This is a genomic window from Carboxylicivirga sp. (assembly GCF_982718395.1).
On sequence record NZ_CEXQWX010000002.1, the window covers coordinates 14,354 to 39,163 of the forward strand.

The 24,810-nt window shown below is 38.0% G+C and carries 11 protein-coding genes and 1 tRNA gene; 4 read left to right on the forward strand and 8 right to left on the reverse strand.

Features of this window, described 5'->3' with window-relative positions; genetic code table 11:
- Positions 1-3: 3 nt before the first annotated feature.
- The 3 genes from AC4MRQ_RS00715 to AC4MRQ_RS00725 all read right to left on the reverse strand — a co-directional run bounded on the left by AC4MRQ_RS00715 (position 4) and on the right by AC4MRQ_RS00725 (position 12,180).
- Positions 4-10,008, reverse strand: a complete 10,005-nt coding sequence (locus AC4MRQ_RS00715) for a LamG-like jellyroll fold domain-containing protein (RefSeq protein ID WP_491195710.1) — start codon at positions 10,006-10,008, stop codon at positions 4-6.
- A gap of 373 nt (positions 10,009-10,381) precedes the next feature.
- Positions 10,382-11,677 (reverse strand): DUF8740 domain-containing protein, encoded by a 1,296-nt coding sequence (locus AC4MRQ_RS00720; protein ID WP_491195711.1) that lies wholly within the window; start codon positions 11,675-11,677, stop codon positions 10,382-10,384.
- Positions 11,678-11,691: 14 nt separating this feature from the next.
- Positions 11,692-12,180, reverse strand: a complete 489-nt coding sequence (locus tag AC4MRQ_RS00725; protein WP_491195712.1) for a T9SS type A sorting domain-containing protein — start codon at positions 12,178-12,180, stop codon at positions 11,692-11,694.
- A gap of 404 nt (positions 12,181-12,584) precedes the next feature.
- Between AC4MRQ_RS00725 and AC4MRQ_RS00730 the strand changes: the two genes are divergently transcribed.
- On the forward strand, positions 12,585-14,921 hold the full coding sequence (locus AC4MRQ_RS00730) for a TonB-dependent receptor (protein ID WP_491195713.1): 2,337 nt from the start codon (positions 12,585-12,587) through the stop codon (positions 14,919-14,921).
- A gap of 426 nt (positions 14,922-15,347) precedes the next feature.
- On the opposite strand, the gene AC4MRQ_RS00735 is transcribed toward AC4MRQ_RS00730, so the two are convergent.
- The 5 genes from AC4MRQ_RS00735 to AC4MRQ_RS00755 form a co-directional block, all read right to left on the reverse strand.
- Positions 15,348-18,029, reverse strand: coding sequence for a tetratricopeptide repeat-containing sensor histidine kinase (locus AC4MRQ_RS00735; RefSeq protein ID WP_491195714.1), 2,682 nt, complete (start codon positions 18,027-18,029; stop codon positions 15,348-15,350).
- Positions 18,030-18,359: 330 nt separating this feature from the next.
- Complete coding sequence (locus tag AC4MRQ_RS00740) at positions 18,360-19,397, reverse strand: response regulator (protein ID WP_491195715.1); 1,038 nt, start codon at positions 19,395-19,397, stop codon at positions 18,360-18,362.
- 13 nt (positions 19,398-19,410) lie between these two features.
- The gene (locus AC4MRQ_RS00745) at positions 19,411-20,124 is read right to left on the reverse strand and encodes a LytR/AlgR family response regulator transcription factor (protein WP_491195716.1); all 714 of its coding nucleotides are present in this window, start codon (positions 20,122-20,124) and stop codon (positions 19,411-19,413) included.
- Between the two features lie 118 nt (positions 20,125-20,242).
- On the reverse strand, positions 20,243-20,854 hold the full coding sequence (locus tag AC4MRQ_RS00750; RefSeq protein WP_491195717.1) for a hypothetical protein: 612 nt from the start codon (positions 20,852-20,854) through the stop codon (positions 20,243-20,245).
- 141 nt (positions 20,855-20,995) lie between these two features.
- Positions 20,996-21,071, reverse strand: a tRNA-Lys gene (locus AC4MRQ_RS00755).
- A gap of 183 nt (positions 21,072-21,254) precedes the next feature.
- On the opposite strand from AC4MRQ_RS00755, the gene amrB reads away from it, so the two are divergent.
- From amrB to amrS, 3 genes are read left to right on the forward strand one after another with little or no spacing between them, the layout of a single operon-like run.
- Positions 21,255-22,646, forward strand: a complete 1,392-nt coding sequence (gene amrB, locus AC4MRQ_RS00760; protein WP_491195718.1) for an AmmeMemoRadiSam system protein B — start codon at positions 21,255-21,257, stop codon at positions 22,644-22,646.
- Positions 22,639-23,538 (forward strand): metallophosphoesterase family protein, encoded by a 900-nt coding sequence (locus AC4MRQ_RS00765; RefSeq protein ID WP_491195719.1) that lies wholly within the window; start codon positions 22,639-22,641, stop codon positions 23,536-23,538. The genes amrB and AC4MRQ_RS00765 overlap by 8 nt, the downstream gene beginning before the upstream one ends.
- 22 nt (positions 23,539-23,560) lie before the next feature.
- The gene (amrS, locus tag AC4MRQ_RS00770) at positions 23,561-24,565 is read left to right on the forward strand and encodes an AmmeMemoRadiSam system radical SAM enzyme (RefSeq protein WP_491195720.1); all 1,005 of its coding nucleotides are present in this window, start codon (positions 23,561-23,563) and stop codon (positions 24,563-24,565) included.
- Positions 24,566-24,810: the final 245 nt, after the last annotated feature.

Genomic DNA, 24,810 nt, shown 5'->3' on the forward strand with positions numbered 1-24,810 from the left:
AAATTACTTGATAGACTTAACCAGTTTTTGTTGGTATACCTTATCGTTAATTTTTACTGTTATAAAATATACTCCGGTTGGGAGTTCTTCAACATTCTGATGAATGGTATGAGAGCCATGCTCTAAAAGCTGAGTGTCTGTTCTCATTACTTTTGTACCCATCAGGTTGTAAAGTTCAATGGTTACCTTACTTTCCTTGTTGAGGTTAAAGCTTACATATATATCTGAATTAAACGGATTTGGATATACTTTTAAATCAAGATTGCCTGCATATAATTCATCAAGGTATAATTCTACCGGTGAATTTAATGTTCCTTTAAAGTCATCATTGATAAAGGTAGTACTACCGGTTAGTTCTTGTACTTCGCCATCGGATAGTAAAGCAAATTTCAATTCGCTTCCGTTGTCGCTTTCATCTCCAAATGCGGTAAGCATAGTATAATCAGCCAGGTCAACTCTTTGCTTATTCAGTTTACCTACTCCACGAAGTTCATTATCTATAAATGCTCCTATTAATGCATCTTCCTCAAGTCCACTTGCATTAATTCGGGCGGTAATACTTACTGCTCCCGGGTAACTGAACGGGTTAACATTACTTCCATTAAAGTAAGAGATTAACTGCTCTTCTATAACACCACTTTTAAGTGTTTCTAAAGTGCTCTTATTTGGATAATAGAATTCAACATTTTCTGTGGTCTGCGACCAAAGCATGTATCCTTCGCCCGGCTGTAAGTACGATAGTGAGCCTAACCATTCGCTTCCATCATATAAAGCAAACCTGGTTTGGGCTTTAAATACATCTCCTTCAACAGCCTGGTAACCGGCTAAAGCCTGATTGATTTCAATATTGGACTGAGGTACATAACCTATACGGTTCCATCCTGAGCTAATGGTAACCGGGAATTCATCAGCATCAATAAACTGTCCTTCATACTCAAGTGTGTTAGCTGCAGACAGGTTGACTTTATACATATAGCCGGCTTCGGTTACTAAACCGCTGCTTAACCAGAAATCAAATCCTGAATCATATACCGCATAGGCAGTTTTGGTTTTAATGATGTTACCATCTTCTACTGTTAAGTCTTCGAATAAAGTATTGATATCGCTGTAACTTTCCATGGTACGGTTAAATGAAACCCATGTCCAGCCTTTATTTAGCTCAACGGAACTACTGAGTAAGTAACCACACTCAAATTCCGTAGGCCTGCTTATTGAACCTGATATTTTATTGGATTCAAAGCTTAGTTCAGGCGCTACATCTGTATATATTTCCCCTGAGCTGGCATCCCATACTTTATAGGTAAAGTCTTCTGTCAGGGAGTTACTATAAGCTGTCAGGAATACATAATAAGCATCGCGCGAAGCGGTATACTGTACATTGGCTACTCCGCGGCATTCATCTCCTGCAAAGGCTGCAATTTTATCGTATTCATCAGCAGAATATTCTCCTCCGATGATTAACTGCCCCACTACCATCATTGAATATTCGTAATCAGCCGGGGTAACATCCCACTCAGGTTCCGGTTCGTAAACACGAAGCTGAATATTAAGGGGCTCGTTATACCCAAAATCGGTAGTTAAATAAATGCTTTGTTCATATTCTCCCAGATTTGTGGCCTCGTTGACATCGAAAGTAATCTCTAATTCTTCATTAGGCTCAATTACTCCACTGGTGGTTGAGGCACTTAACCAACCGGGAAGGTTGCTTATTTCATATTCTTCAGATGTACCTCCAAGGTTTACAATGGTGGTTGTAAAACTTAAAGCATCGTAAAGTTCCTTCTCCAGCTCTTTTGAATCTTCATCCCAAACTACCTGGTTTTGATCCATGTAGGCTGTCCAGTTTTTGGGCGACAGTAAACGGTTCCCGTTTAAGTCGTAAACATCCATCACACTTATCTCTAATACCACATTTTCGAGTTTTGCTGATGATTCTGTTGGGGTAAGAATAATTTCATCATCGTTTACCACATAATCAAAAGCAACGTTTTGAACAGGACGGGCATCTTTTGTTTCGGCTGCTTCAGAGCTTAACCCGGCTCCATTAACGGCAGTTGCACTTCCGTTGTTATCACCATACGGATTAATCCACTGGTCATCCCAGGTTTCGGTTAAGTCGTATGAGCCCATGTTTAACTCGTAGTATTCAAATGGATAATAGCCTGTTAAACCAACCTCATCACCACTCAACTTAGCGTTATAATACAGCTCTAACTGATCTGTGGTACGTGCTGTATTCCAGAAGCGGATTTCATCCATATAACCTGCAAAATACTGATCGTAAGCATAGGTAGCCGGATCGGTTTGATAGCCTCTGGCACCGACAAAGATCTTAGCGCCTGCAAATTCTGCTATTCCATCGCTGTCAATGGAGTTTTGTAAATCGCCATCCACATATGCACTGGTATTTGCATTACGGTCGATTACCAATGCAAAGTGGTGCCAGTTGTTATCGAAGTAGTTGTTTGAGACTGCTTCAAACACAGCTCCATTACTATTGAGCACTATGCTTCCGTCAATTTGAGCAGTTAAACTCATACAGTATTCGGTGGAAGTGTCCAGGCCTTCTTCCTGATATTCTATACCATCTCCTTTTCCGTTTGAAATGAGCGTGGCATTTTCTGTTGGTGTCTGGCCTTTAAACCAGAACTCCATGGTAAAATCTGTTTCCGCATCAATAACAGTGTTCGTTCCGCTAAGTTCCAGGTATTGATTAGTTCCATTTAAAGCAACTGCTGTTCCGGAAGGCTCAATGGCCCATTCTGCTGCCACGTCCATTACCTGGTTGCGAACTTTATCGGCTATAACAGAGCCTGTTCCTTCGTTCATTTCCCACAAGCGGTAAATTCCTGCTTCATCTCCCGAAAGGCTGATGGACATATTGCTGTACAGCTCACCAAATGAGCGCTCATCGTCCCAAATACGGAGCTCGTGCATATTACCTGCTAAAGTATTTCCGGGAAATGCTGTGCTTTTACCTATCACGAATGCACCTGTGGCCCCATAATCGAAATGCGTATCTTCTTCTGATAGAATCAATTGATCATCCACATACAGTTTTAATGTCTGACCACTATGGTTATATGCTACTGCATAATGGTGCCAGCTATTCCATGGATATTCAGTTGTATAGGCTACGGATGGATCACCACTGAATGTTTCTCCATCTACAGTAATGTAAAATTCGTCGCTACTATCGATACCTATTTCCATGTTGGTATCAAAGCTTTCTCCCTGCGCAATAATTACATAATCGCTTTGCATATCTCTGCGTAGCCAGAATTCGATGGTGAATGATTTATCGGTTAAAACAATACCGCTATTTACAGATGCATAATCATCCGATCCATCAAAATGTAAGCTGGTATTATGACTGATGTCGCTTCCGTTTAATACGCCTGTTATGCTAAAGTTATTCTCGTTGATAATTCCCGTTTCCAGGGACTCATCGAAACGGATAGAAATATCTTCGCCCGGCTCCAGAATTCCATCGCCCGGCTCCGGTGTACCGAAAACCTTTGGTGGTTTTGAATCAATTAATCCGGTGTACCAATCGCTTTCGTATTCTGAACCGTCGGTACAAACAGAACGTGCCCTGATCATATATTCGCGATCGCTTAATGAAGAAACATCCCAGTTAAAGTTTAATTCCCCCTGACCGTCGATTAAAGCCTTAGTGCCTGTATAAGCATTGTATGAGTCGGTTGTATCAGAAGCAAAATAAGCCATTACACCTGATGAGTTTCCGGTAAGCGTTTTGTACTGAAACTCTAACATATCCAGTGTACTGTGATTAACATCGTAATCTGTTAAAGTTACATTCATCGTTTCATTATCATCGTAGTTCAGTATCCAGTTGTCCTGCATACTCTCTATGTCTACACTTGTACATTCGGGCTGAAAGTGAGCCGAAATATAAACGGTATCTGCAATATCGGCCTGCACATCAGAAGGGTCGAACTGACAAGCTGAATGTAAGATTACACCAATACTGTCGTACTCAAACACCTCATCCTGTCCTTTGCCCAGGGTAAGTGTTTTGGTAAGTGTTTCCCATGCAGGTACCAGGAACTGTTTTTCAGGCGATACACCATCAATTAATAATACAGCACCGTCCGGATTGGTAGATTCATCTATACTTAATTCGTACCATATATCGGTATTCGATTCACTTTCGTTACCTAATTTGAGCACGAAATCGGCTGTTTCACCTTCGGGCACATCTGTAATTAATGATTGCTCTACATCAATTACCGGTACCTCGCGTTTTAATGTGGCAATGTTTAAGCTATATGCTTCATTATTGGTGGTTGTACTATCTAAATAGAAACTGGAGTATTCTGCTCCCTCATACGGACAACGGCTTTGCCCTCCTCTTACTGTAAATATAGGGCTTGAAATATCGAAACCGGTAATATCCCATTCATTATTGGAGTCCATCTCTTTAAAAGTCTTCGATTTATTTTTACCAATATCCACCATCTCGTAAATAAACATACCTAAATCCACAGTAAAAGAAGCTGCTGATGCGAAGTAATTTGATTTACCCAGACATGCTTTAGACGCGACATAAGCAACTGTTTTGGTAGCTCCTCCGCCACCATCGTATAATCCTTCGGCAAGAGAATAATTGTTTAACTTATCTTCATCCGGCACTTTATCTGAAAAGCTGTTTTCGTTGAAGAGCGCTACTCCATCTTGTTTTTTTACATCGATGCTGTAATAATCGCCTTCGTCGCGTTCATCTATAACATATCCAAAGGTTACCGAGTTCTCTAATTCCTTATTCGTACTCTCCGATATGTTTTTATTCAGGGTAAATGAAGAGCTTCCTGAGTATCCGTCCCTACCAATTATACTAATGAATTCGGGATTCCAATAAAATCTGAAATTACGGGAGTTTTCCGTATTCAGACCGGAATCAAAGCTTTGTGTATTGGTTTCGGTATATGCTCCTGTTGAACCATCTATAGACAGGTTTTGCACCAATTCGGCTTCTACCTTATCTGCTTCGTTTATGGCAATGGCATTCATCCAGTTAGTTATCTGGTCGTTTAAGAACTGAATGGAATCCATTTCGTAATACGGATCACCATGGAATGTATAACTGAAATTCTCGGTATCGTAAGTTCCATACTTAGCCAATGAATCCTGTTTTGCCTGATCTAAACTATTGTCATCGTTATTTAAGCCATAGTATTTATGATCGTAACTAAAATGAGATGTATAGTTTTCACTATTGGCCAACAGGTGATCGCGCACCTCGTAAAGCTCCGGTATCAACTCATACACAATGTGCTTTTGCGAATACATAAAATAAGTTGCAGTGCTACCTTCATCCATTACTATTCCATCCAGAACCCCTAATACAATTTCGCTGCTTCCATCGCTTGGATAATACTCTGTAATACCTACCGAATCGCAATAGGTTTTTGTTAGTAATTTTAAGTTTTTGGACTCGGTCATGTATGCATTGTAAGCTTTACCAATGTATACATCGGCATCACTTCCTACATCTTCCGGATCTGAACTGGTTTCTATGCGCTTGGTAAATTCTCTTGTTTCGGTATAATTACCTTCTGTATCGTAATACCTGGTGGTTTGTATACCCAGCTCGTAATCCATACCAATTTCTGTGGTAATCATAGGGCCTGTCAACCCTCCTCCTAAACCGGTTTTAAGACCGCAGCTAAAGGTTTTATCTAAAGAGCTGGAGCTATTGTCGTTCATTGACCACCCAAGCGTTTTGGTGTATTTGGAACCTTTTTCGACATAGGCATAACTGTTGCTTCCCGGAGGATCGCGTAATACCATTTCAACTAATTCGGGACCATAGGTAATAAAGTCGGTTCCCTCTATTGGTAAAGCTCCTAACACATAAGCTTTAAATGCATCTTCTCCCCACATGCTTGTTTCGCCGGCAGTGGTTGCATATATCTCCAGACTTTTTAAGAAAGATTCATCTCCATCGTACGATACATTGGGTGAACCTGCAATAAACGAATAAGAAAACTCTCCGTTATCGTCAGTTGTACCTGTTTCGCCAACCGGGTTAATCATAAGGTCGTTGGCAATGGTAATTTCTGCATCTGATACGGGTACCAGATCAGATACTTCTCCATCCGGATGATCAAGGTTGATGTATTCTTCGTACACAAATACTTTTAGGTCGTATTGTTTTCCCATGGTTAAACACGGGTAGTCGAACGGATCTGTTTCGTTTAAGTTAATGGTATCGTTTACTCCGTCGGACTGGTCTGTATAAACAAGAAGGGAATCTCCATCAAAGGTTAAACCATCAATATCTGTTACTGTAATTTGAGCCGGTTCACGAATAATGTAATTTAACTTGTGATTGTACCATGCTGTATCTACTTCGTAATAATCGCCATCTATATCTTCTACTAAGGTACTGTCGATGAGTGTAGTTGTGGTATAACTGTACTCTAAATCAACATCCGGCAGATCGTTTACATCAAGGCTATAGCTGTCGCTACCTACTTTTAAGATACTCCATGTTTCCGGAATTAAATATACTTCATACTCTCCGGTATAAGGATCTGTTTCTGTTGAAATAATATTGTAAATATCATCATCTGTTTCATCCAGATCGTATCCATCTTGTTGAATTTTGAATTGTATTTCGGCCACACCAATATTGTTGGTCGATAAGCCAAAACCAATCTCTTTATCTCCTTCGGTAGTACCTCCTACCACACGGCCCAATACTTTAACGGTTGTATTATCGGTGAACTCTAAATTACTTTTGTCTTCGATAAATTCGTAGGTATCAATATCGCCATACTCTGTTAAAGAAGGAAAGTAGCCTTCGGAGAAGGTGTGCCCTTCTTTTTCTACGGATATATAATGATAACCGATAGGCACATCAATGGTAAATTTACCATCAGAATCGGTGCGTACCGGACTATTATCACTTCCTACTGCCTGAACGCCATCTACCAGTACGGATACGCCTTCTACCGGATAGGTACTGTTTTCGTAAGTAACTGTACCACTCACACTAAAGGATGAAATATCTGTGAAGTCGAGGCTGTTTATGGTTTGTGCCCCATCGCCAATATATACAGAACGTGTTCCCGGTGAAAACTGATGTTGTCCGTTGCTAGGCGTTATTTTAAATATTTCGCCACTTCCGGAATATGGGATGTATTCAATGCTGTAATCTCCATTTTCATCGGTTGTTGTATATATTCCTAACTCATCGTCAGAAGGTGTTACATCCGAAAATACGAGATCTCCATAGAAATAACCATCGTGTTTGTTGTAGGTTTCACCACTGTATGAAGCATCGTAAATGTTACTTCCAAAGCCTTCATCGCATCGCCAGTAAGCCACTAAACCATCTTCATCACCATTTAACACGCGCGTATAATTATCTGCAATTTCATCGGCTGTGCGCGCCACATCCCAAACACGTATTTCATCCAGATAACCTTTTAATTCTATGCCTTTAACGGAAGCACTTCCAATATAAAATTCCTTTACTTTAGTAAAAGTCTTGTTATACTTTTTTGACAGAACCAGCTCTCCATTCATATAAATTTTTAAGCTATCATTCTCGATATCAGACACACAAGCCCAGTGAATCCATTCGGTACTGGTTACAGGTCCGTATACTTCACTGTCACCTCCAAAACCAAACTTGAAGTAATCATTGGTCTGATAACCAATTTCTAAATCCGATGAGCCATTCATCATTGCCATTCCGAATAGCATATCACCTTCTCCCATTTCTTCTCGTTTGGTCCAGGCTTCGATGCAGAATGAAGAGTATGAAATATCAATGCCTTCATCTACTATAATATAATCAAGATAGCCATCGAAATACAAACTGCCTCCTTTTATACCATCCTTAGGTTCAACTGTAAGTTTTACCCCTTCTACGGCATTTCCTCCTTCATATTCTACATGACCATTGGCTATACCGTATGGTGCTCTAAAACCAACATCGCTCTTGTCATTGGTATAAACAGTTGTATCGTTACAACTTGCTGTAGCCTGAATCCTGTATTCGTATAAGGTGTTACTTAAAGCGGTATAATCGCGGTAAACCAAATCCTTATCAAAGGTGGCAATGGTAGAATACTCGTTATTACCGGCAATGGTTCGTTCCAGTACATAAGTTTCAATAATACTTGAAGTACCATCAATTTCCCATTCCAGCTGAACACCATCGCCATAATATCCTTTGGAGGCAGTAAGGTCTGTTATCTTATTATCTAGTTCTGCATAACTGATATTGGCTGTTTTTGTTTCGTAGTATATACCACTTGTACATGTATTTTGTGCCCCAACCCTGTATTGATAAACAACACAGGCCTCTATGTCTGAACCACTTTGAGTAAATGTATAGTCTGTACCATTATATATTTCAGTCCAGGTTGATGAACCACTCTCTTTGCGTTCCACAATCCACGAATCTGCAATGTTATAGGCAGGCTCTTCCCAATCGATGGTAATTGTACCTGCTTCGGAATCCGCCGTTGCAGTTACAGAGTAGGGTGCTGCAGGTATATCTGCAGAAAAACCTTCTGCCTGACTTGAGTAGCTTGAAACAACATCACACCCATTACTATCTACTCCATAAGCTTTTACTTTGTAGTAATAGGTAAAACCGGAATTAATATCGCCTTCTTCTTCTGTATAAAATGTAGTATCAATAGTTGAACTTACTACACTAAAGTCTGAACCATTTATTGATCGCTCCAATTGCCAGTATGGTGGGGAATCGTTCGTTTCCCAATCAATGGTAATGGTGCCGTCGCAATTATCGGAAGTAGCTGTAATATCTGATGGTGCAGCGTAAACACTAGCTGCATGTGCGGTTAATTGTAAGAATTTGTCGGAGTAATAAGTAATACCGTCAATGTCCCAATAAGTATATAAACGGTAAATGTGTTCTTGTCCACCTGTTACCTCTTCGTCAACGTATTCAGATATGGTTCCTGTATGAATGGCCGTTCCTCCGGCATACTGGTCACGGAAGAGCGCATAATGTACAACCCGGTTGTCGGTAACTCCACAATCCAAATAGGTTCCTGAATTATGAAAGTCTTCCCAATCAAGAGTTATCTGTCCGGTATCACAACTGGAAGCGGTGAAATTTATTCCTAAAAGAGTGTCGTCCATATGCGGTGGACGTACCGGTGGCGTATTGCCTGAATCTGTTGATATCCTTACCGATGATTCAGACTGCTGTCCATCGTAGGTATTGGCACAATCACCAAATTTAAAATCATCACCGTAAGCATATTCATCGGTACCGTGATAATAATACTTTAAGTTGGTAAACTGAGGATGCTCACTGTTTACCTCATTATCGTAGTATTCTGCGATAACATCATCGCTTAAAGCTACATTTTTCCATAAGCGCACTTCTCCTACATAAAAACGACCATAAGCATCTGAGGTGGCCGATTTACCGCCAATAAAACTGTCTCCATCATAGTTTTTGTAACTTGAGAAAAGGCTACTATAGTCGCTCCCTCCTAAATCAGCATCGGTAATGGTTTGCATTAATTCTCCATCGATATAAAGCTTTGCCACCTTATTGTTATTGTAGGTTAATGCTACGTGATGCCAGCTTTGATAAAAGGAGGTTGTTTGAGCCAGACTGTTGAAATAAAACTTTTGGTCGCCTCGCCAATTCCCACTTCGCTTACGCTTAATCTGTAATACAAATTCGCTGTCTGATTCATAAGAGAGAGAGAACTTATTAATGTTATTCTCATTTTCGGACTGACTGGTGAACCTGAAAAGGTTAAAATCACCTTGCTCCATATTTTTCACCCACATCTCAATGGTACATGCGCCATCAAGAACCTGAAGTTCTTCGTTGCTACCCTCATGGTTCATGAGCATGTAGCTACCTGCATCGGAGTACAAGTTAATGGAACCACTCCTGGTCTGTGCTTCTGATACTTTCGCTATTAAAAGCGATATTACCAGCAAGACTAGTAGTTTTAACTGTTTTTGAAGTTTCATCATTGGTTATTTTTTATCGATTAGAGTTTTTATTTTTCTTAGTTGTGTTATGAATGAGATAAACCGATCGTTTGTAACGCTTTACAAGACGGGAATCAGCTCTCCTCCTTTAAAAGGAGGAGTACCTCGTTGAAAACGAGGGGAGGTGGTTTTGTTGGTCTCAATTCTAAAACCATTAAACGTTTCATCCCAATTCATATAGTTTTACTCTTTTATAAACTTTTATGATATAAATTGAATAGAACCACCTCCCCTCCACTGCGTGGACGTACTCCTCCTTGGAAAGGAGGAGAGCTGATTCCCATGACGTACTGTTATTTACATTCACAAAATTTCTTTTTGAATACCAAGGGATATTACCTTAATATTTAAATCATTAAAACGCCCTAATGGCTCTTACATAGTGATTTTCGTAACCTCTTGATTCACTGTAATCGGATTGAAATCCGTCGGTAAAATATTGTACCCATAAGTGTATGCTGCTAAAGACAGTTGAAGTAAAGTAGAGATCCTGAAAGGCAGTACCTCCAAGACTTAATGCCGTTTCTTCAATTTCCTCTTTATTATTATACATTCTGTTTAGTTCGTCTTTAGCAGGCAGGTACCAATCGGTGTATCCATCAATTTCCAGTTCGGTACACCATTTGGCAATGGTATTTTCTTCTGCACAAGAGGCTTCCAGGGCTAAGGTATTGTCGTAACCGGTTCCAATAGCTGTACCGTCAGCACCTGTGATAACATCACCATCACATTTTTTTATTTTTGTATTACCCTGATCACTTATGGCACATACCAAACCGGTACCGTCATTTGAATTGACATAAAAGATGATACCTCCTTGATAATACGTTCCAATTAAATCTGACGATGAGACCCCGTTATCCAGCAAATCACTAACTGTTAATCCATCTGCCAACATGTCGCTATATGAAATGCCTTCATCAATAAGTTCTAACACAGTATGACCAGCATTCAGTAATTCCTGAATGGTATAACCTGCATTTAATAATTTAGACGGGTCACCCAGTTGAAGAATGAGCACATCTACATAGGCTTTTGTTGCAACATCCTGATCATCTGTAGGGTCTGCAATATTTTTAATTTGCTGAGCTCCACCATCGTTGCTTTCGCTTAATACTTCATCCAAATTCTGAATCTCATTGCTTGCATCTCCATCCTCCTCTGTTGTGATATAGTCCTGCAAATCAACTATCTGTTCTTCGGTAATCTGAATACCAGTACTTTTATCCCAGGTGTTAAAATCAGGATCTGTTTCATCATAACTTTCAACGCTTTGTGCGTGCAAGGCAAAAGGCACACTTAAGAGTTGGGTGATGCTCGTAATGGTATAATCTGTACCTCCGTAAATATCAGTCTCTGTTTTGATAAAGAATGGTCCGGCAGTCCAGTCTATGCCTGAAAAATCATTTTCGTCGGAGCCAATTTCAAGACTTATTAAACCATTAGTATTAGTAGTAGTAACCTGAGTTTGCTCAAATACTTCAGCTCCATCTGTTGTTCCCTGAAGAATACTAATTCGGATACCCACACTTTGGTTGCTGACCAATTCAGCATAACTGTCACGAATTACAGCCTGATAGCTGAATTTATCAGGGCTTTGAGCTTGTCCGATAATTGAAACGAACAATAATAACAATAGTAAATATTTCATTTTCATTTGTTTTACTAATTCTTAATAATTTTGAAAACTTTTATCTTACGTTCTCCATCACTGATCTTCAGAAAGTATATTCCAGCTTTGTAGATTTGCATATTTATTTTGCTCTCTGTGCTTTTAATAGCACTTTCTTTTAAAGCATGTCCATCCGTATTATAAAGAGTATATCGTAATTGCCCGGTTTTAAAATCATCAGGGTTGCTAATTGATAGGTATAAATGATCTATTGCAGGGTTTGGGTATACCCTGACTCTTAATTCTATCTTTCCTGCTTGCTGAACGTTCGTTGGAATGTCTTCAATGATATATGCTTGCTGCACACCTGTTGCCACAGTTCCGTTTGTTCCGGTTTGGGATTGAAAGAATAACTGGCCTACTGAATAGCTTATTGTGCCATTGTTTCCTGAGCCTTCTCCACCGGAAGCATTGAGGGATTCCTGAGCCTGTATTGAATTCTGTATTACAAGTATTAAACAGAAAATGAATATGTATCTCATAGGGCTAATATTTAATTTTTCAGATACTAAGGAATTGATTTTGGCGGGTCTGCTCAACTAAATTCTATTTTCAGGAAAGTTATTCTACGAATGGGGTAAGATATTCTACTAACCTGGAATGAGGCTGTAGTTAATTCTTAGAAACTGTTTAAGTTTTATATTACATCAAGGGTTACAATGTAATAATAAGCTACAGCTAAAAAAGTAACGTCTTTGTGATATGGTAGTTATTTAAGTAATGATTTACTAGTTTTGTGCAGATTTATTAATATGAAGGTTAGCATCTTGTCGAAAGCGTAGTTTTTAATCTATGTAAATAGTCTTGATACTTCATTAATACTGTTAATCGAAAGGCAATTATACCTATTCGATACAACAGTTAGTAAACTTAAACTTATAATTACATGATTAGAGCCTGTATTCCGGTATTAATATTGATTTGTTTCACAACCACTGTTTTGTCGCAAAATAAGGGTTATCTGAAACTTATTGATCATTCAAATTTCAATACTATAGAAGGAGCTACCTGTCTTTTTACTAAAACTAAGCAATATAGTGTTTCTGATAAAAATGGTATATGCGAAGTAGAGTTAGATGGGCATAACAAGGTTGAAATTAATATATCACATATAAATTTTGAGGACTACCTTGCAGTTTTAAAGGTGAATAAGCTCCTGGCCGATACGTTAACCATTTATCTAACACCTCATATTAATATTCTGGAATCGGTTGCTGTTACTGCTTTTAAAGAAGAGGAACCGGTTTTGTTAATTCCTGCTTCTGTTGATATTATTGATAAAAAAAGCCTGGATCAACAGGTATTGTTTTCTATGGACGATATCTTAGCTAACCTGCCGGGCGTATCTGTTGTTAGGCCGAATGGTATATATGGACAGGGAAATGTAAACTTAAGGGGAATTGGAGGGAATGAACCTGCCAGGCAATTGGTATTGATGGACGGTGTTCCTGTTATATCTGACGACAGGGCTGTTATGAACTGGAACAGGGTAAATCCGCAAAGCATTGAAAAGATAGAAGTTGTTAAAGGCCCTAACTCTGCTTTATATGGTGCAAATGCGATGGGCGGAGTTATCCAGCTATTTTCAAAAAGACAAAAAACACCGGGATTGAATGCTTCTGTTGCTACTGAATATGCAACATTTAATACAATAAACAGCAATGTTTATTTAAGTGGTAAGCCTGCTAAGCTTAAAAAGCTTGATTGGAATATGAATGCCAGGTACAGAAGCAGCGATGGATACATCCCGCGTCCGGATTCTTTAATTGAAAGCTTTGATGTTAAAAACAGTATGTATGAATACAATTTGGGTGGAAAGGTTAATTACGAAATCAATGAAAATACCTTGTTATTTGTATCCGGTGAATTTTTCCAGGACAAGCGCAGACAGGGTATTAAGATATTAGATGAGGACGGTGAATACAGGGAAACAAGCATTTATAATATAGCCGGTGGACTTAAATGGAATAAGGAGAATCATCATTTTTCCTTATCTGCTTACTACCAAATAGATGAATCAACCGGGCAAATGGAAGTATTTTTACCTCCGGGACCTCCTGCAAGACCCACTCCCGGTTCTCCTCCTCCTGCTCCTGAACCTGTTTATAGCAAAACAGAGATGGATGGCAACAGGCTTCAGAAAGGGTTTAATGCAAATTACAATTATAAGCTAAAGGCGCATTCGCTTACTTTAGGTCTGGATTTAAACAATTTCACCCTAGAAGGAGAGGATAACAACTACATTTATGAGAATGAAGATACTATCCATCATGTTTTATCTGCAAACGGAGACCGGTTAAATGGTAATATTTACATTCAGGACAGAATATCCTTATTAAACGATAAGTTGTTTATTACACCCGGTTTAAACCTGCACTATGAGAAGTATATTAGCGGAGAATTTACTAATCAGAGTAATTCACCGGGCAATGATAATGACGAAGTTTCGGTTCTTAATGATACATCTTATGTTTTTATCACTCCCAGGTTAAATGTTTTGTATCAATTATCACCTAAGTCCAGTTGCTACTTAAGTTATTCCAGAGGATATAGAACTGCTACTTTTGAAGATATGTTACGAACAGGTTCTTCGGGCAGAGGGTATAGAATTCCTAATCTGACACTAAAACCTGAAATGCTTGATAATTACGAAATAGGATTTAAAGGCCAGTTAATGAAAAAGCTGACCTTAAATACCACAGTATTCCGGTCATTTGGCAAGGACTTTATGTATTTAGTTGAGACCGGCGACTATGTGAATAATGGCAGAGACCCGATTGTAAGGAAAGAGAATTTTACTTCCATCAGTATTACCGGTTTAGAAATGGGATTGAATTATTTACTCTCGCGTAATGTAAACATAACGGGTAATTATACCTATCATAGAAGTGTAATTAGTAAGCATGAACCGGATCCTGAGCTGGAAGGAAATTATTTAACTCATACTCCCAAACACAGTGTTTATTTGGGAAGTACTGTAAAAACAAAAATTGCAAACCTTTCTGTTTACGGAAATTACCGGTCAAAACAATATGGTGATCATCAAAACACAAGAGAAATAGGTGAAATGTTTACCATGGATGCTAAGATATGGAAGGAAATACGAAACCGTTATCTTGTTTACCTGGGTGCACAAAACCTTTTGAATGAACGACAGTTATTAATGAGGAATCGTTTACCTGTAGGAAGAATGGTTTCTTTGGGTTTAAAAGTGGAATTGTAATATTAGATCTGAGATAAAAGACATGAGACTGATTTACAAGCCCCTTAAATGAAAATTCCTTTTTAATAACGCACTGAAATACTGTATTATAAATTTTTATTAGGCTATAGTTTATTATTGCGATGATATTTGCTTATATAATTTATTTCGTCGCATATAAACTTCTGATTTTCAAATAACCTTATTTATGCGACGATTTGATTTAGAATATAGAATCAGGGGTTGAAAACCCTTTAGTGTTCGGAAGATATCAAAGTTCATATTTACAAGATGTTACAAGATGGAATTCAGCTCTCATTCTTTGAAGGATGAGAGTATATTCCCTTGATATACAGTTGATTTGCTTTTGTAAAACCTCTTTTAGAACACTTAAAGTTGCCCCCAGCTATTGAAGTTAAAGTACGTTGTGGATTATCTTCCTTCGGCCTAATTTTCCAACAATTCTGTATACCGCTCCTGGTTCATCGTGTAAACACAATCCAGTACTGATTTCTTCCAATGAATCAGTGCAGCATTATCGCCTGTTTCAATGTCCGATAAAACAGCTTCCACTTCGCTGGATTCGTATACCAATACCTCTTTTAATTGTTCAACGTAGGGATTTAAGTATGCCATATCCTCTATACTTAGTTCCTTAACTACATCATTTGATCTGATTTGCTTATTGCCCCCTTTGTTGATTTTTTCTGCATGTTCTGCCAATTGTAAAGTAAACCAGAAAGTAGCTCCTTTTCCTTTCTCACTTTCAAAATCTATTTCTCCACCATGCGTTTCTACTGCCATTTTACAGAAGGTAAGTCCCAATCCTGTTGAACGAACTGAGCCGGAACGTTTGGCTTTAGCCTGGGCAAATTTATCAAATACCAGGTGTTTCTTTTCTTCTGCTATGCCTTCTCCTGAATCGCTAATACTAACTTTTAAAAGAGAGTCTGCTTCTTTAACGCCAATTGTAATTGTTCCGTTTAATGGTGTATACTTTATCGCATTTGTTAACAGGTTAATCAATACCCTTTCAATTAGCTGACCATCGACCCTGATATTATAAGCAGTATTTTTGTTTACATCTAAGATGATGTTCTTTTGTTCTATCAGGTAGTCTACGGATTCTATCGCATTGTTTAAGATAGTAGATAAAGTGTAGTTTGCCAGGTCCAGACTGATTTTTGCTGCTTCGGCTTTATACACATCCAGTATATTCAGCACCATGTTCAGCATCTGCTTACCCGATTGCCGAGCCATCTTTAATGCCAGTTGAGGTTCTGTTTTTGACGAATTGATAATCACATTCAAAGGATTTTTCAGGTCATGCACAATCATACCTGTCATGTCCTGTTTAAATTCGTCCAGCTTAATTAATTGGTTATGGGCATGTTTTAATTGTGCGGCCTGTTCCTCTATTTCCTTATTTCTATGTGATAACAAGCGATTGGCTTTGCGTTTTCGGCTATAACTTTGCCATATAACAACAGCTAATAAAAGAATAAGAACCAACACAACAATCAACGAATTCCGAATGATAGCCTGTACTTTTCTTTCTTCTTCCTCTAATAAATCTTTTCGTTCTTGTTCTGCCAACATGGCTTGTTTTTCCTTATCGAACCGGTATTGACTTTTTATACGAGAGATTTCCCATGCATTTTCTTCATTAAAAATGCTATCACCAACTTGTTTATAAAGTTCATGATAATCCAGTGCTTCTTTATATTTTCCTTGTTGTTTGCTTAACGAGAATAAGCCATAATAAATACCTTCTTTTGCCTGTAAATTCTCCGGGTATTCAAATGCTTTTAATGCTTTTGTATAATAATACTCTGACTTACCAAATTCTTTCAATCGCAAATAAATATCTCCCAAACGTCTGGCTGTAAAACCATAATTCCCAACACCCGGTGTTTCATCCATGAATTTTACAGTGTTTAAAGCATATTCTTTTGCTTTATCGATATTTCCCTGCTCATAGTATAAGGTACTTAGGTTAAAACTGATAGACACCATACATTCTTGAACAGCATATTCCCCGGCTATTTGTGCTGCTTTGTTTAAATAATTGTAGGCATTATTGTAATCCTTTTGATGTAAATATATCCTGCCTAATTCGTCGTTAGTTTTAATTATGGCCGGAATATGACCCCTTTTTTCTGCTTCCTGCAAAATAATTTTTCCATACTTTATTGCTTCTTCATAGTTTTTTTCTGCTATATGAAGTTTTATCATATGTAAATAAGTACGCTCTTTTAAATGTTTTTCCCCTGTTTCTTCTGCCTGTTTAAGTACTACTTGTAAAAGTTCCATTCCGAGTATGGCATCACCACTATGGAAAGCCATCATTCCTTTTTCAAAATTAATCAGCATATTAAGCCGTGGTGATGGATGTTGAGCATAAACCTGTTCAGCCATCGCCATTTGTTCATTGGCTCCTTCCATATCTCCCATTTTCCGTTTGGCAATATAAAGCTGGATATAACTCTCCCCAAGCCTTGTTCCTCCACTTCCTTGTTTCATGTATTCGACAACTTGTTCATAACAATCATGGGCCTTTTTATGATTTCCCATATGATCGTATATCCGTGCCAGTTTTGAATAACACTCAAGGAGTAATTGATGTGCCTCAGGTTCTTTTTTATAATGTTCAATGGCATTCCCAAAGTACAACTGTGTTGCCTTATTATTCACATGCCTACTCATGTTTATTTCGGCCAAGAGCTTGTATGCATCTCCTAAACTTTTGTTTAAGTTTAATTTTTTTGCTTCAGATAATACGGAATCGGGAAGTGTTAAAACTTTATGAAAATCTCTATTTCGATTAAAAAAGATTGCTTTATTCAATTTTGCTCCAATAGCTCCTTCTTTATTTCCCAGCTGAAGGGCTAAACTCATCGCCTGTTCAATGATTGCCGGTGCATCTTCAGAATTCGATAAAATAAGCTGTTCGGCGTAACTATTCAGCAATCTTACTTTTTTTACATCTTCTTGTTGATGATTTTGCAATTCTCTTTCCAGGTGTTTTAATTTATTGTGGATGCCTCCCCGATGAGGTGGTTGGGCATTTATCTTTTGCTGGTTAAAAGTCAGCAAAATAAGTAATAAAATAAGTAGTCTATTGGTCATATATTTCTATTAAATATGCGAATCAAGGTTTAAAATCAATCATAAGAACACTGAGACACAGTGACACAGAGCTTTAATATTTTACTATCTGTATATAATTTGCTCTTGTTGTAATTTGATTGTTTATAAAATGTATGATCATATTTTTACAACGAGAACACTGAGATACATCCTTACGGATGTTGGTAACCTTAACATTAAGTCTAATCACCTGAATAAATTTTGTTACTCAGTGCCTCTGTGTTCTTTAATACAAAATATCGAACCCCAATTTGCATTACATGATAATCAGTACAACAGTTAGGTCTACGTATAAACATTCAACAGGTTTTAATAAAAAGGTACCTCTAACCGGGCTGTATATACATCGTCGTGCTCAGTAATTATTAACTGATAATTTCCTTTGTATAGCAAATCCAGCCGTTTGCGCGTATTTACAATGCCAATTCCGGCATGTTTATTTGCGTTTTTGCTATGGTCGGGAATCAGGTTTTTAATCTCAAAAAGAAAATTTTCTCCTTCTGAATTTATATCAATATGGATAAATGACTTATTGTGAATTCCGATTCCATGCTTAAATGCATTTTCAAGTAAGGAGGTAAACAACAAAGGTGGTATAAAGCAGCTGGGCATGCTTTCCTGAACATTTAGCCGTATATCTACCTTTCCTTCAAAGCGCAGACGCATCAGCTCTACATAATTCCGCACAAAGTCCACTTCTATCTGAATGGGGTTCTTCTCTCTTTCCGATTCGTACAGGAGGTGACGCATTAACCGGGAAAGTATAATGATATATCCTTTTGCTTCTTCGGCATCCACATCTATTAAGGCATGGATATTATTTAAGGTATTCATTAAAAAATGCGGACTTACCTGATTCCGCAAATAGGCCAGCTCACTTTCCACAAACAAAGCCTCTACCTTGTTTTTTTCCTCTGCAATTTCTGCTTTCTGCTGCTTTATCTGCCGGTGTGATTCTGACAGACACAACATGGAATACACCCTGGCAGTCAATTCCAACGGGTCAATGGGTTTACGCACATAATCTGCTGCCCCTGCCTGTAAAGCAGTATTCAGGTTTTCTGTTGTGGTCATCACACCTGTGCACATTATCACCGGAATATCGGCAGTAAGCGTTTCTTTTTTTAAAGTGCTTATCAACTCTATACCATTCATTTGGGGCATATCCCAGTCGGTAATAATTAAATCGGGTAGCTTTGATAAAGCCAGCTTATATGCTATTTCTCCATTGGGAGCTTTCAGAAACTTGTAATTATAATCTTTGTCTGAAAAACAATTTACAATGGCCTGGAGATTCTCAGGTTGATCATCAACAATCAATATCTTTTTCTCTTCCTTAAATGTCATCGATAACGCCCCTTTATTTTTTTAATGAATTTTCCTCTACATACTTTTTAACCTTCGGCAAATATTGTTCACTGATAGGAATATAAGTATCCTTGTTAAAAATAATACGGCTACGTTCCAGTGTGGTAAAATATTTCAGATTGATAATATAAGAACGGTGAACACGCATAAATTTATCCTCACTTAACACTTCTGCTGCTTTTTTCATCGACATAAGTGTAACAATAGATGAACCGTCTTCCAGAATAATTTTTAAATATTCCCGCATGCCTTCCACGTATAAAATATCGTTCAGATTAATGCGAATGTGTTTGGTTCCTGTTTTTACAAAAATGTTTTCTTCTTCCTGGCTTATATTCTGTACCTGACTTACAGTAGCGTTGGGCTTGACTTTATCAGCTGCTTTCAGGAAATCGGCATAACCAATGGGTTTTAAAAGGTAATCCAATGCATTTACCCTGAAACCTTCCAAAGCAAACTGACTATAGGCGGTGATAAAAATTACTTTGGGCGGGTTGTTAAGGGATTTTACAAAATCCATCCCATTGAGTTCCGGCATTTCAATATCTACAAACATAAGGTCAACGGTGTTTTCCTGTAAAAAACCGATTGCCTCAATGGCATTATCGAACTTACCCACCAATTGCAGGTAGGGTGTTTTTTCTATATAGTTACAAAGCTGCCCCAGAGCCAGCGATTCATCGTCAATTGCAATACATTTAATCATGGTTCAATTTTAATTTTAGAGCTTAGGTTAATAGCTCTCAAAAAAATATAAAATCAAATATATAACGAAATTTATTCAAATTTTACCTGAACAAATTCTATTAGTTTGGTAGAATATTCTACCAAACCTCGCAAATGTTCATAATTTGCGTATTTTCTTTTAATCTTATTGGATATGCATTAATCCAGTGAGGTGAAAGAATCGTGATTAATATGGCAACTGCTGAAACTACCTCTATGTATATATTAAAATCATTGTTTGACACTGTAAATGGTATTACCTGCGAAGTAATTGCAGGTTTGTAATTGCCATCAAAACCCGTATTTCCCGATGAACCAATCTGAACCGTATCTATAAATACCCTGTAGGCACTGGTAACTAAAGTATTAAACTTAAGCTCCAGATTTTGGCTTTTATTGTTTTTTACTTTTAAATGATAAACGCCTTTTCCAAATGCTTCATATTTTAACGAATCGTGAAGTTGATTCCATGTGGATGGAACTTTAATGTGTTGTTTGTTTTTTAAGTTGTGATTTCCTAAACTATCGAATGTAAGGTATTGATCCCAACAGAAGTTCCAATTTCCATCAAGAGTAATTGGGTCTGATAGTTTTTTGCCTGACAAGTTAAGTATCCCGTTTTCCGGCTCAATTGTATTTTCCCCTGAATTACAAGAAAAAAGCATTAAGGATGATACCAGAAAAAGATAAGTTGTTTTACCATTCTGCATTAATCTGCTTTTAACAGGCGCAAATATAGAGATATAGAATTAAAGGGAAGTACCTCTTGGAAGCCACTTCGAAATATATATTAACATAATGCTTGAATTGGAATCAAAAAAAGACCTCTAGAGAAGAAGAGATCTAAAAAGTGGTGACTCAGCAGGGATTCGAACCCTGGACCCACGCCTTAAAAGGGCGTTGCTCTACCAGCTGAGCTACTGAGTCATCCGTGTTTTTCTCAATTGCGGTGCAAAGATAGATGCTTTTCTTTTTATTGCAAATTTTGAAGTGAAAAAAATGGCAAATAATTCTGATAATTTCTTGTCATAAAAAGCATGGATTATGCTTGTTTCCTGATTTTCAGAAAGGCTAAAAGATTTGTACCTTTAATTTATAATTCATAAAAAAATGAAGCGGGAAGCAGCAGTTGCAGGGGTATTCTATCCGGATGATAAAGAATCACTGGTTCGCCAGGTTGATAATTACATTCAGGAGCATAAGCAACAACCACAGTTGCTGCCTGTTCGGGCACTAATTGTTCCGCATGCTGGATTTGTTTATTCGGGTTATGTAGCTGCCGAAGCCTACTGTCAGATTGCCAACCAATCCTTTGACAATGTTTTTCTCATAGGTACCAGTCATAAAGCATCCTATAGTGGAGCTGTAGTACCAAATGCATCTGTATTTGAAACACCAATGGGAGATGTGGATGTTAATACTGAAATTTTAAATGAATTAAAATCAGCGACTATGCTGATTACAGGCAATAATGAAATTCATCATGAGGAACATACACTTGAAGTTCAATTGCCATTCTTGCAGCGAATACTACCAAATTTAAAGATTGTACCCATTTTAATTGGCTCTAAAGATGCCAATGAAATCGAGCAAATAGCCGAGTGTCTTAAAGCCTATTTTATTCCTTCTAACCTGTTTATAATTAGCAGTGACTTTTCTCATTATCCGCCAGCCCAATATGCCATTGATGAAGATAGCCGGACAGCCCGGGTCATCTGTAACAATAATCCCGATGATTTGATTAAATACATCAGCTATATTGAAGATGGAGAAGTGCCCAATCTCTTTACCAGATTATGTGGCTGGAGTTCGGTATTGACCTTACTGTATATAACACAGGATATTGAGGTTACTTACACCAGACTGAGCTATCAGCATTCGGGAATGAAACTGACGAAAGATCATTCGCGTGTGGTAGGTTATCAGGCTATTGCCATTTCTGATAAAAGGACTATAGACATACTAACTAAGAAAGAAAAGAAAGAGATGCTCAGACTGGCACATGAAGCCATCAACAGGCAGCTATATTTTCAGGACGATGAAGATGATAAAACACAACTTCAGGTAAAGTCATCAGGAGTATTCGTTTCTGTTTATAATGGTGATGAATTAAGAGGGTGTGTTGGACAGTTTGGTAATAAAGGAAACTTAAATAACCTGATTAAAAAATTGGCTGTGGATGCGGCCTATGACGATTCGCGTTTTGAATCCATAAAAGAAGATGAATTAAACGATATACGAATTGAGATATCTCTTCTGACACCTCTCGAATTGATTGATGATATCAATAAAATAGAGGTGGGGCGTCATGGAATTTATATAATGAATGGATTTCAACATGGCACTTTTCTGCCTCAGGTAGGAGCAAGAAACCAATGGACTGTAGAAGAGTATTTAGGACATTGCTCGCGGGATAAAGCTAAAATTGGATGGGACGGATGGAGAGAAGCAGATATATTTATATTTGAAGCAGTGATTATTAAGGATGATAAAGATGGATAGAAGACGGTTTATTCAAACCAGTTCATGGTTAGTCGGAGGTTTTACCATAGCGCCATATTTGCAGGCTTGTCAGGCACGAAGTATTTCATTTGGCTGGGTAACTGATATACATTATGCACAGGCAAAAGTAAAGTGGGATCGTTATTTTGCTGAAAGTAAAGAGAAACTATCTGAAGCAATTTTACTTTATAACCAACTCAATTTGGATTTTGCCATCGAAACAGGAGATTTTAAAGATGAAAACGCTGTACCGGATAAAAACAAAACGCTCAAATATTTAAGAGATATAGAAGCAGTGTTTAGCCAATTTAATGGTCCCAGGTATCATGTTTTAGGTAACCATGATGTAGATAGCCTGTCAAAAGAAGAGTTCCAAAAAGAAATTATCAATACAGGAATTCCAAATCATCGCACCTATTATTCATTTTTAAACAGTGGGTGGCGCTTTATCGTACTTGATGCCTGTTTCAGGGATGACGGACAATCCTACGATAACAATAATTTTGAGTGGTTTGATACTGCTGTTCCTCAAGAGCAGTTAGATTGGTTGAGTGAAGAACTCAATCATTCAGATGAACCGGTTTGTGTGTTTATTCATCAGCCATTGGATGGTAAAGGGCAGATATATGTCAATAACTCCGATGAAGTGAGAATAATACTGGAAAACAGTCAGAAGGTACATGCAGTGTTTCAAGGTCACCGGCACGAAGGTGGCTATAGCAACATTAACGGTATTCACTACATCACCCAAAAGGCGATGGTTGATAACTCAGGCATGACAAACAGTAGTTACTCGGTCGTGGATTTGTTACCAACGGGACAAATCCATATTAAAGGCTACAGAAGAGCTGAATCCAGAATATTACAATCAGAAGAAGTAATGCAGGGTTAAATTATTGGGAAGTATAGCGTAAATGAAAGAAGCACTCTATTATAGGAAGAGTAAGGAAACTGTAATTTGTGAATTGTGTCCGCATGTATGCCGACTGAAAGAGGGGGAAACAGGCCTGTGCAAGACGCGAATAAATCAGAATGGCAAACTATATGCTATAAATTATGGCTATCCATGTGCTTTGCATATCGATCCCGTTGAGAAGAAACCATTGTATCATTTTTTGTCGGGAACGTCCACTTTATCTATATCAACCAAAGGTTGTAATCTGGCCTGCTTAAATTGCCAGAATCATAATATTTCACAGTCAAGTCCATCCCAATCAGATGAAGTATATGTAAACCCCGAAGAAGTAGTAAGCATGGCCCTGGAGAAGGGTTGCCAATCTATTGCATATACTTATACCGACCCAACAGTGTATTATGAGTATATGCTGGAGATTGCCCAATTAGCCCGGTCAGAAGGACTAAGGAATATTCTGGTATCAGCCGGTTATATCAATCCCAAGCCATTAAGAAACTTGCTACCATACATTGATGCTGCTAATATCGACCTTAAATGCTTTAACGATAAGCAATACCAGGAATTGTGCGGGGCCAGGCTGACTCCGGTTTTGAATACCTTGCTGACAATAAACCAATCGCCCGTTTGGTTAGAGATCTGTAACCTGATCGTTCCCGGGTATTCTGATGATATGACCGAAATAAAGGACATGTTATCGTGGTTGGTTGAGAACAATTTTCAGGAAGTTCCAATTCATTTTAATCGTTTTGTACCTGCTTATAAACTTCATCATCTGAATGCCACACCAATACCGCAGTTGATCGAGATTGCAGAATTAGCAAAGTCTGAAGGTTTGAAGTATGTTTATGTTGGTAATATTGGTATAAGTCAATACTCTCATACCTATTGCAGCAGTTGTCAGTCTAAAATGATCAATAGAAGCGATTATTCGTTGAATCTTATCGGCGAAGATTATGGCAAATGCGAATTATGCGGCGAAGAGATGAAAGGAGTATGGAGTTAAGATGTTTAAAGGGGTTATTTGTTTACAGCATTTGGGGCTGACTTCTACGTTTCTGAAATTTAGTAAGCCTTTTACCTGTTATGTATATAAAATCATTTAGGGATCGCATCTTTATACCCATAATGCAAATAAAGATGCGATCCCTTGAAAAAAATAAGTCATACATCTTATTATCTCGAAGCATGATTAAACATGTTTTTAAAAATTGAAAGCAGTTATCCTGTTTTGATTTTATGATTGAAAGT

What these genes read in the sequence shown, in the direction of transcription:
- AC4MRQ_RS00715 (WP_491195710.1), bottom strand. Translation starts at nt 10,008, where the DNA reads ATGATGAAACTTCAAAAACAGTTAAAACTACTAGTCTTGCTGGTAATA.
- AC4MRQ_RS00720 (WP_491195711.1), bottom strand. Translation starts at nt 11,677, where the DNA reads ATGAAATATTTACTATTGTTATTATTGTTCGTTTCAATTATCGGACAA.
- AC4MRQ_RS00725 (WP_491195712.1), bottom strand. Translation starts at nt 12,180, where the DNA reads ATGAGATACATATTCATTTTCTGTTTAATACTTGTAATACAGAATTCA.
- AC4MRQ_RS00730 (WP_491195713.1), top strand. Translation starts at nt 12,585, where the DNA reads ATGATTAGAGCCTGTATTCCGGTATTAATATTGATTTGTTTCACAACC.
- AC4MRQ_RS00735 (WP_491195714.1), bottom strand. Translation starts at nt 18,029, where the DNA reads ATGACCAATAGACTACTTATTTTATTACTTATTTTGCTGACTTTTAAC.
- AC4MRQ_RS00740 (WP_491195715.1), bottom strand. Translation starts at nt 19,397, where the DNA reads ATGACATTTAAGGAAGAGAAAAAGATATTGATTGTTGATGATCAACCT.
- AC4MRQ_RS00745 (WP_491195716.1), bottom strand. Translation starts at nt 20,124, where the DNA reads ATGATTAAATGTATTGCAATTGACGATGAATCGCTGGCTCTGGGGCAG.
- AC4MRQ_RS00750 (WP_491195717.1), bottom strand. Translation starts at nt 20,854, where the DNA reads ATGCAGAATGGTAAAACAACTTATCTTTTTCTGGTATCATCCTTAATG.
- amrB (WP_491195718.1), top strand. Translation starts at nt 21,255, where the DNA reads ATGAAGCGGGAAGCAGCAGTTGCAGGGGTATTCTATCCGGATGATAAA.
- AC4MRQ_RS00765 (WP_491195719.1), top strand. Translation starts at nt 22,639, where the DNA reads ATGGATAGAAGACGGTTTATTCAAACCAGTTCATGGTTAGTCGGAGGT.
- amrS (WP_491195720.1), top strand. Translation starts at nt 23,561, where the DNA reads ATGAAAGAAGCACTCTATTATAGGAAGAGTAAGGAAACTGTAATTTGT.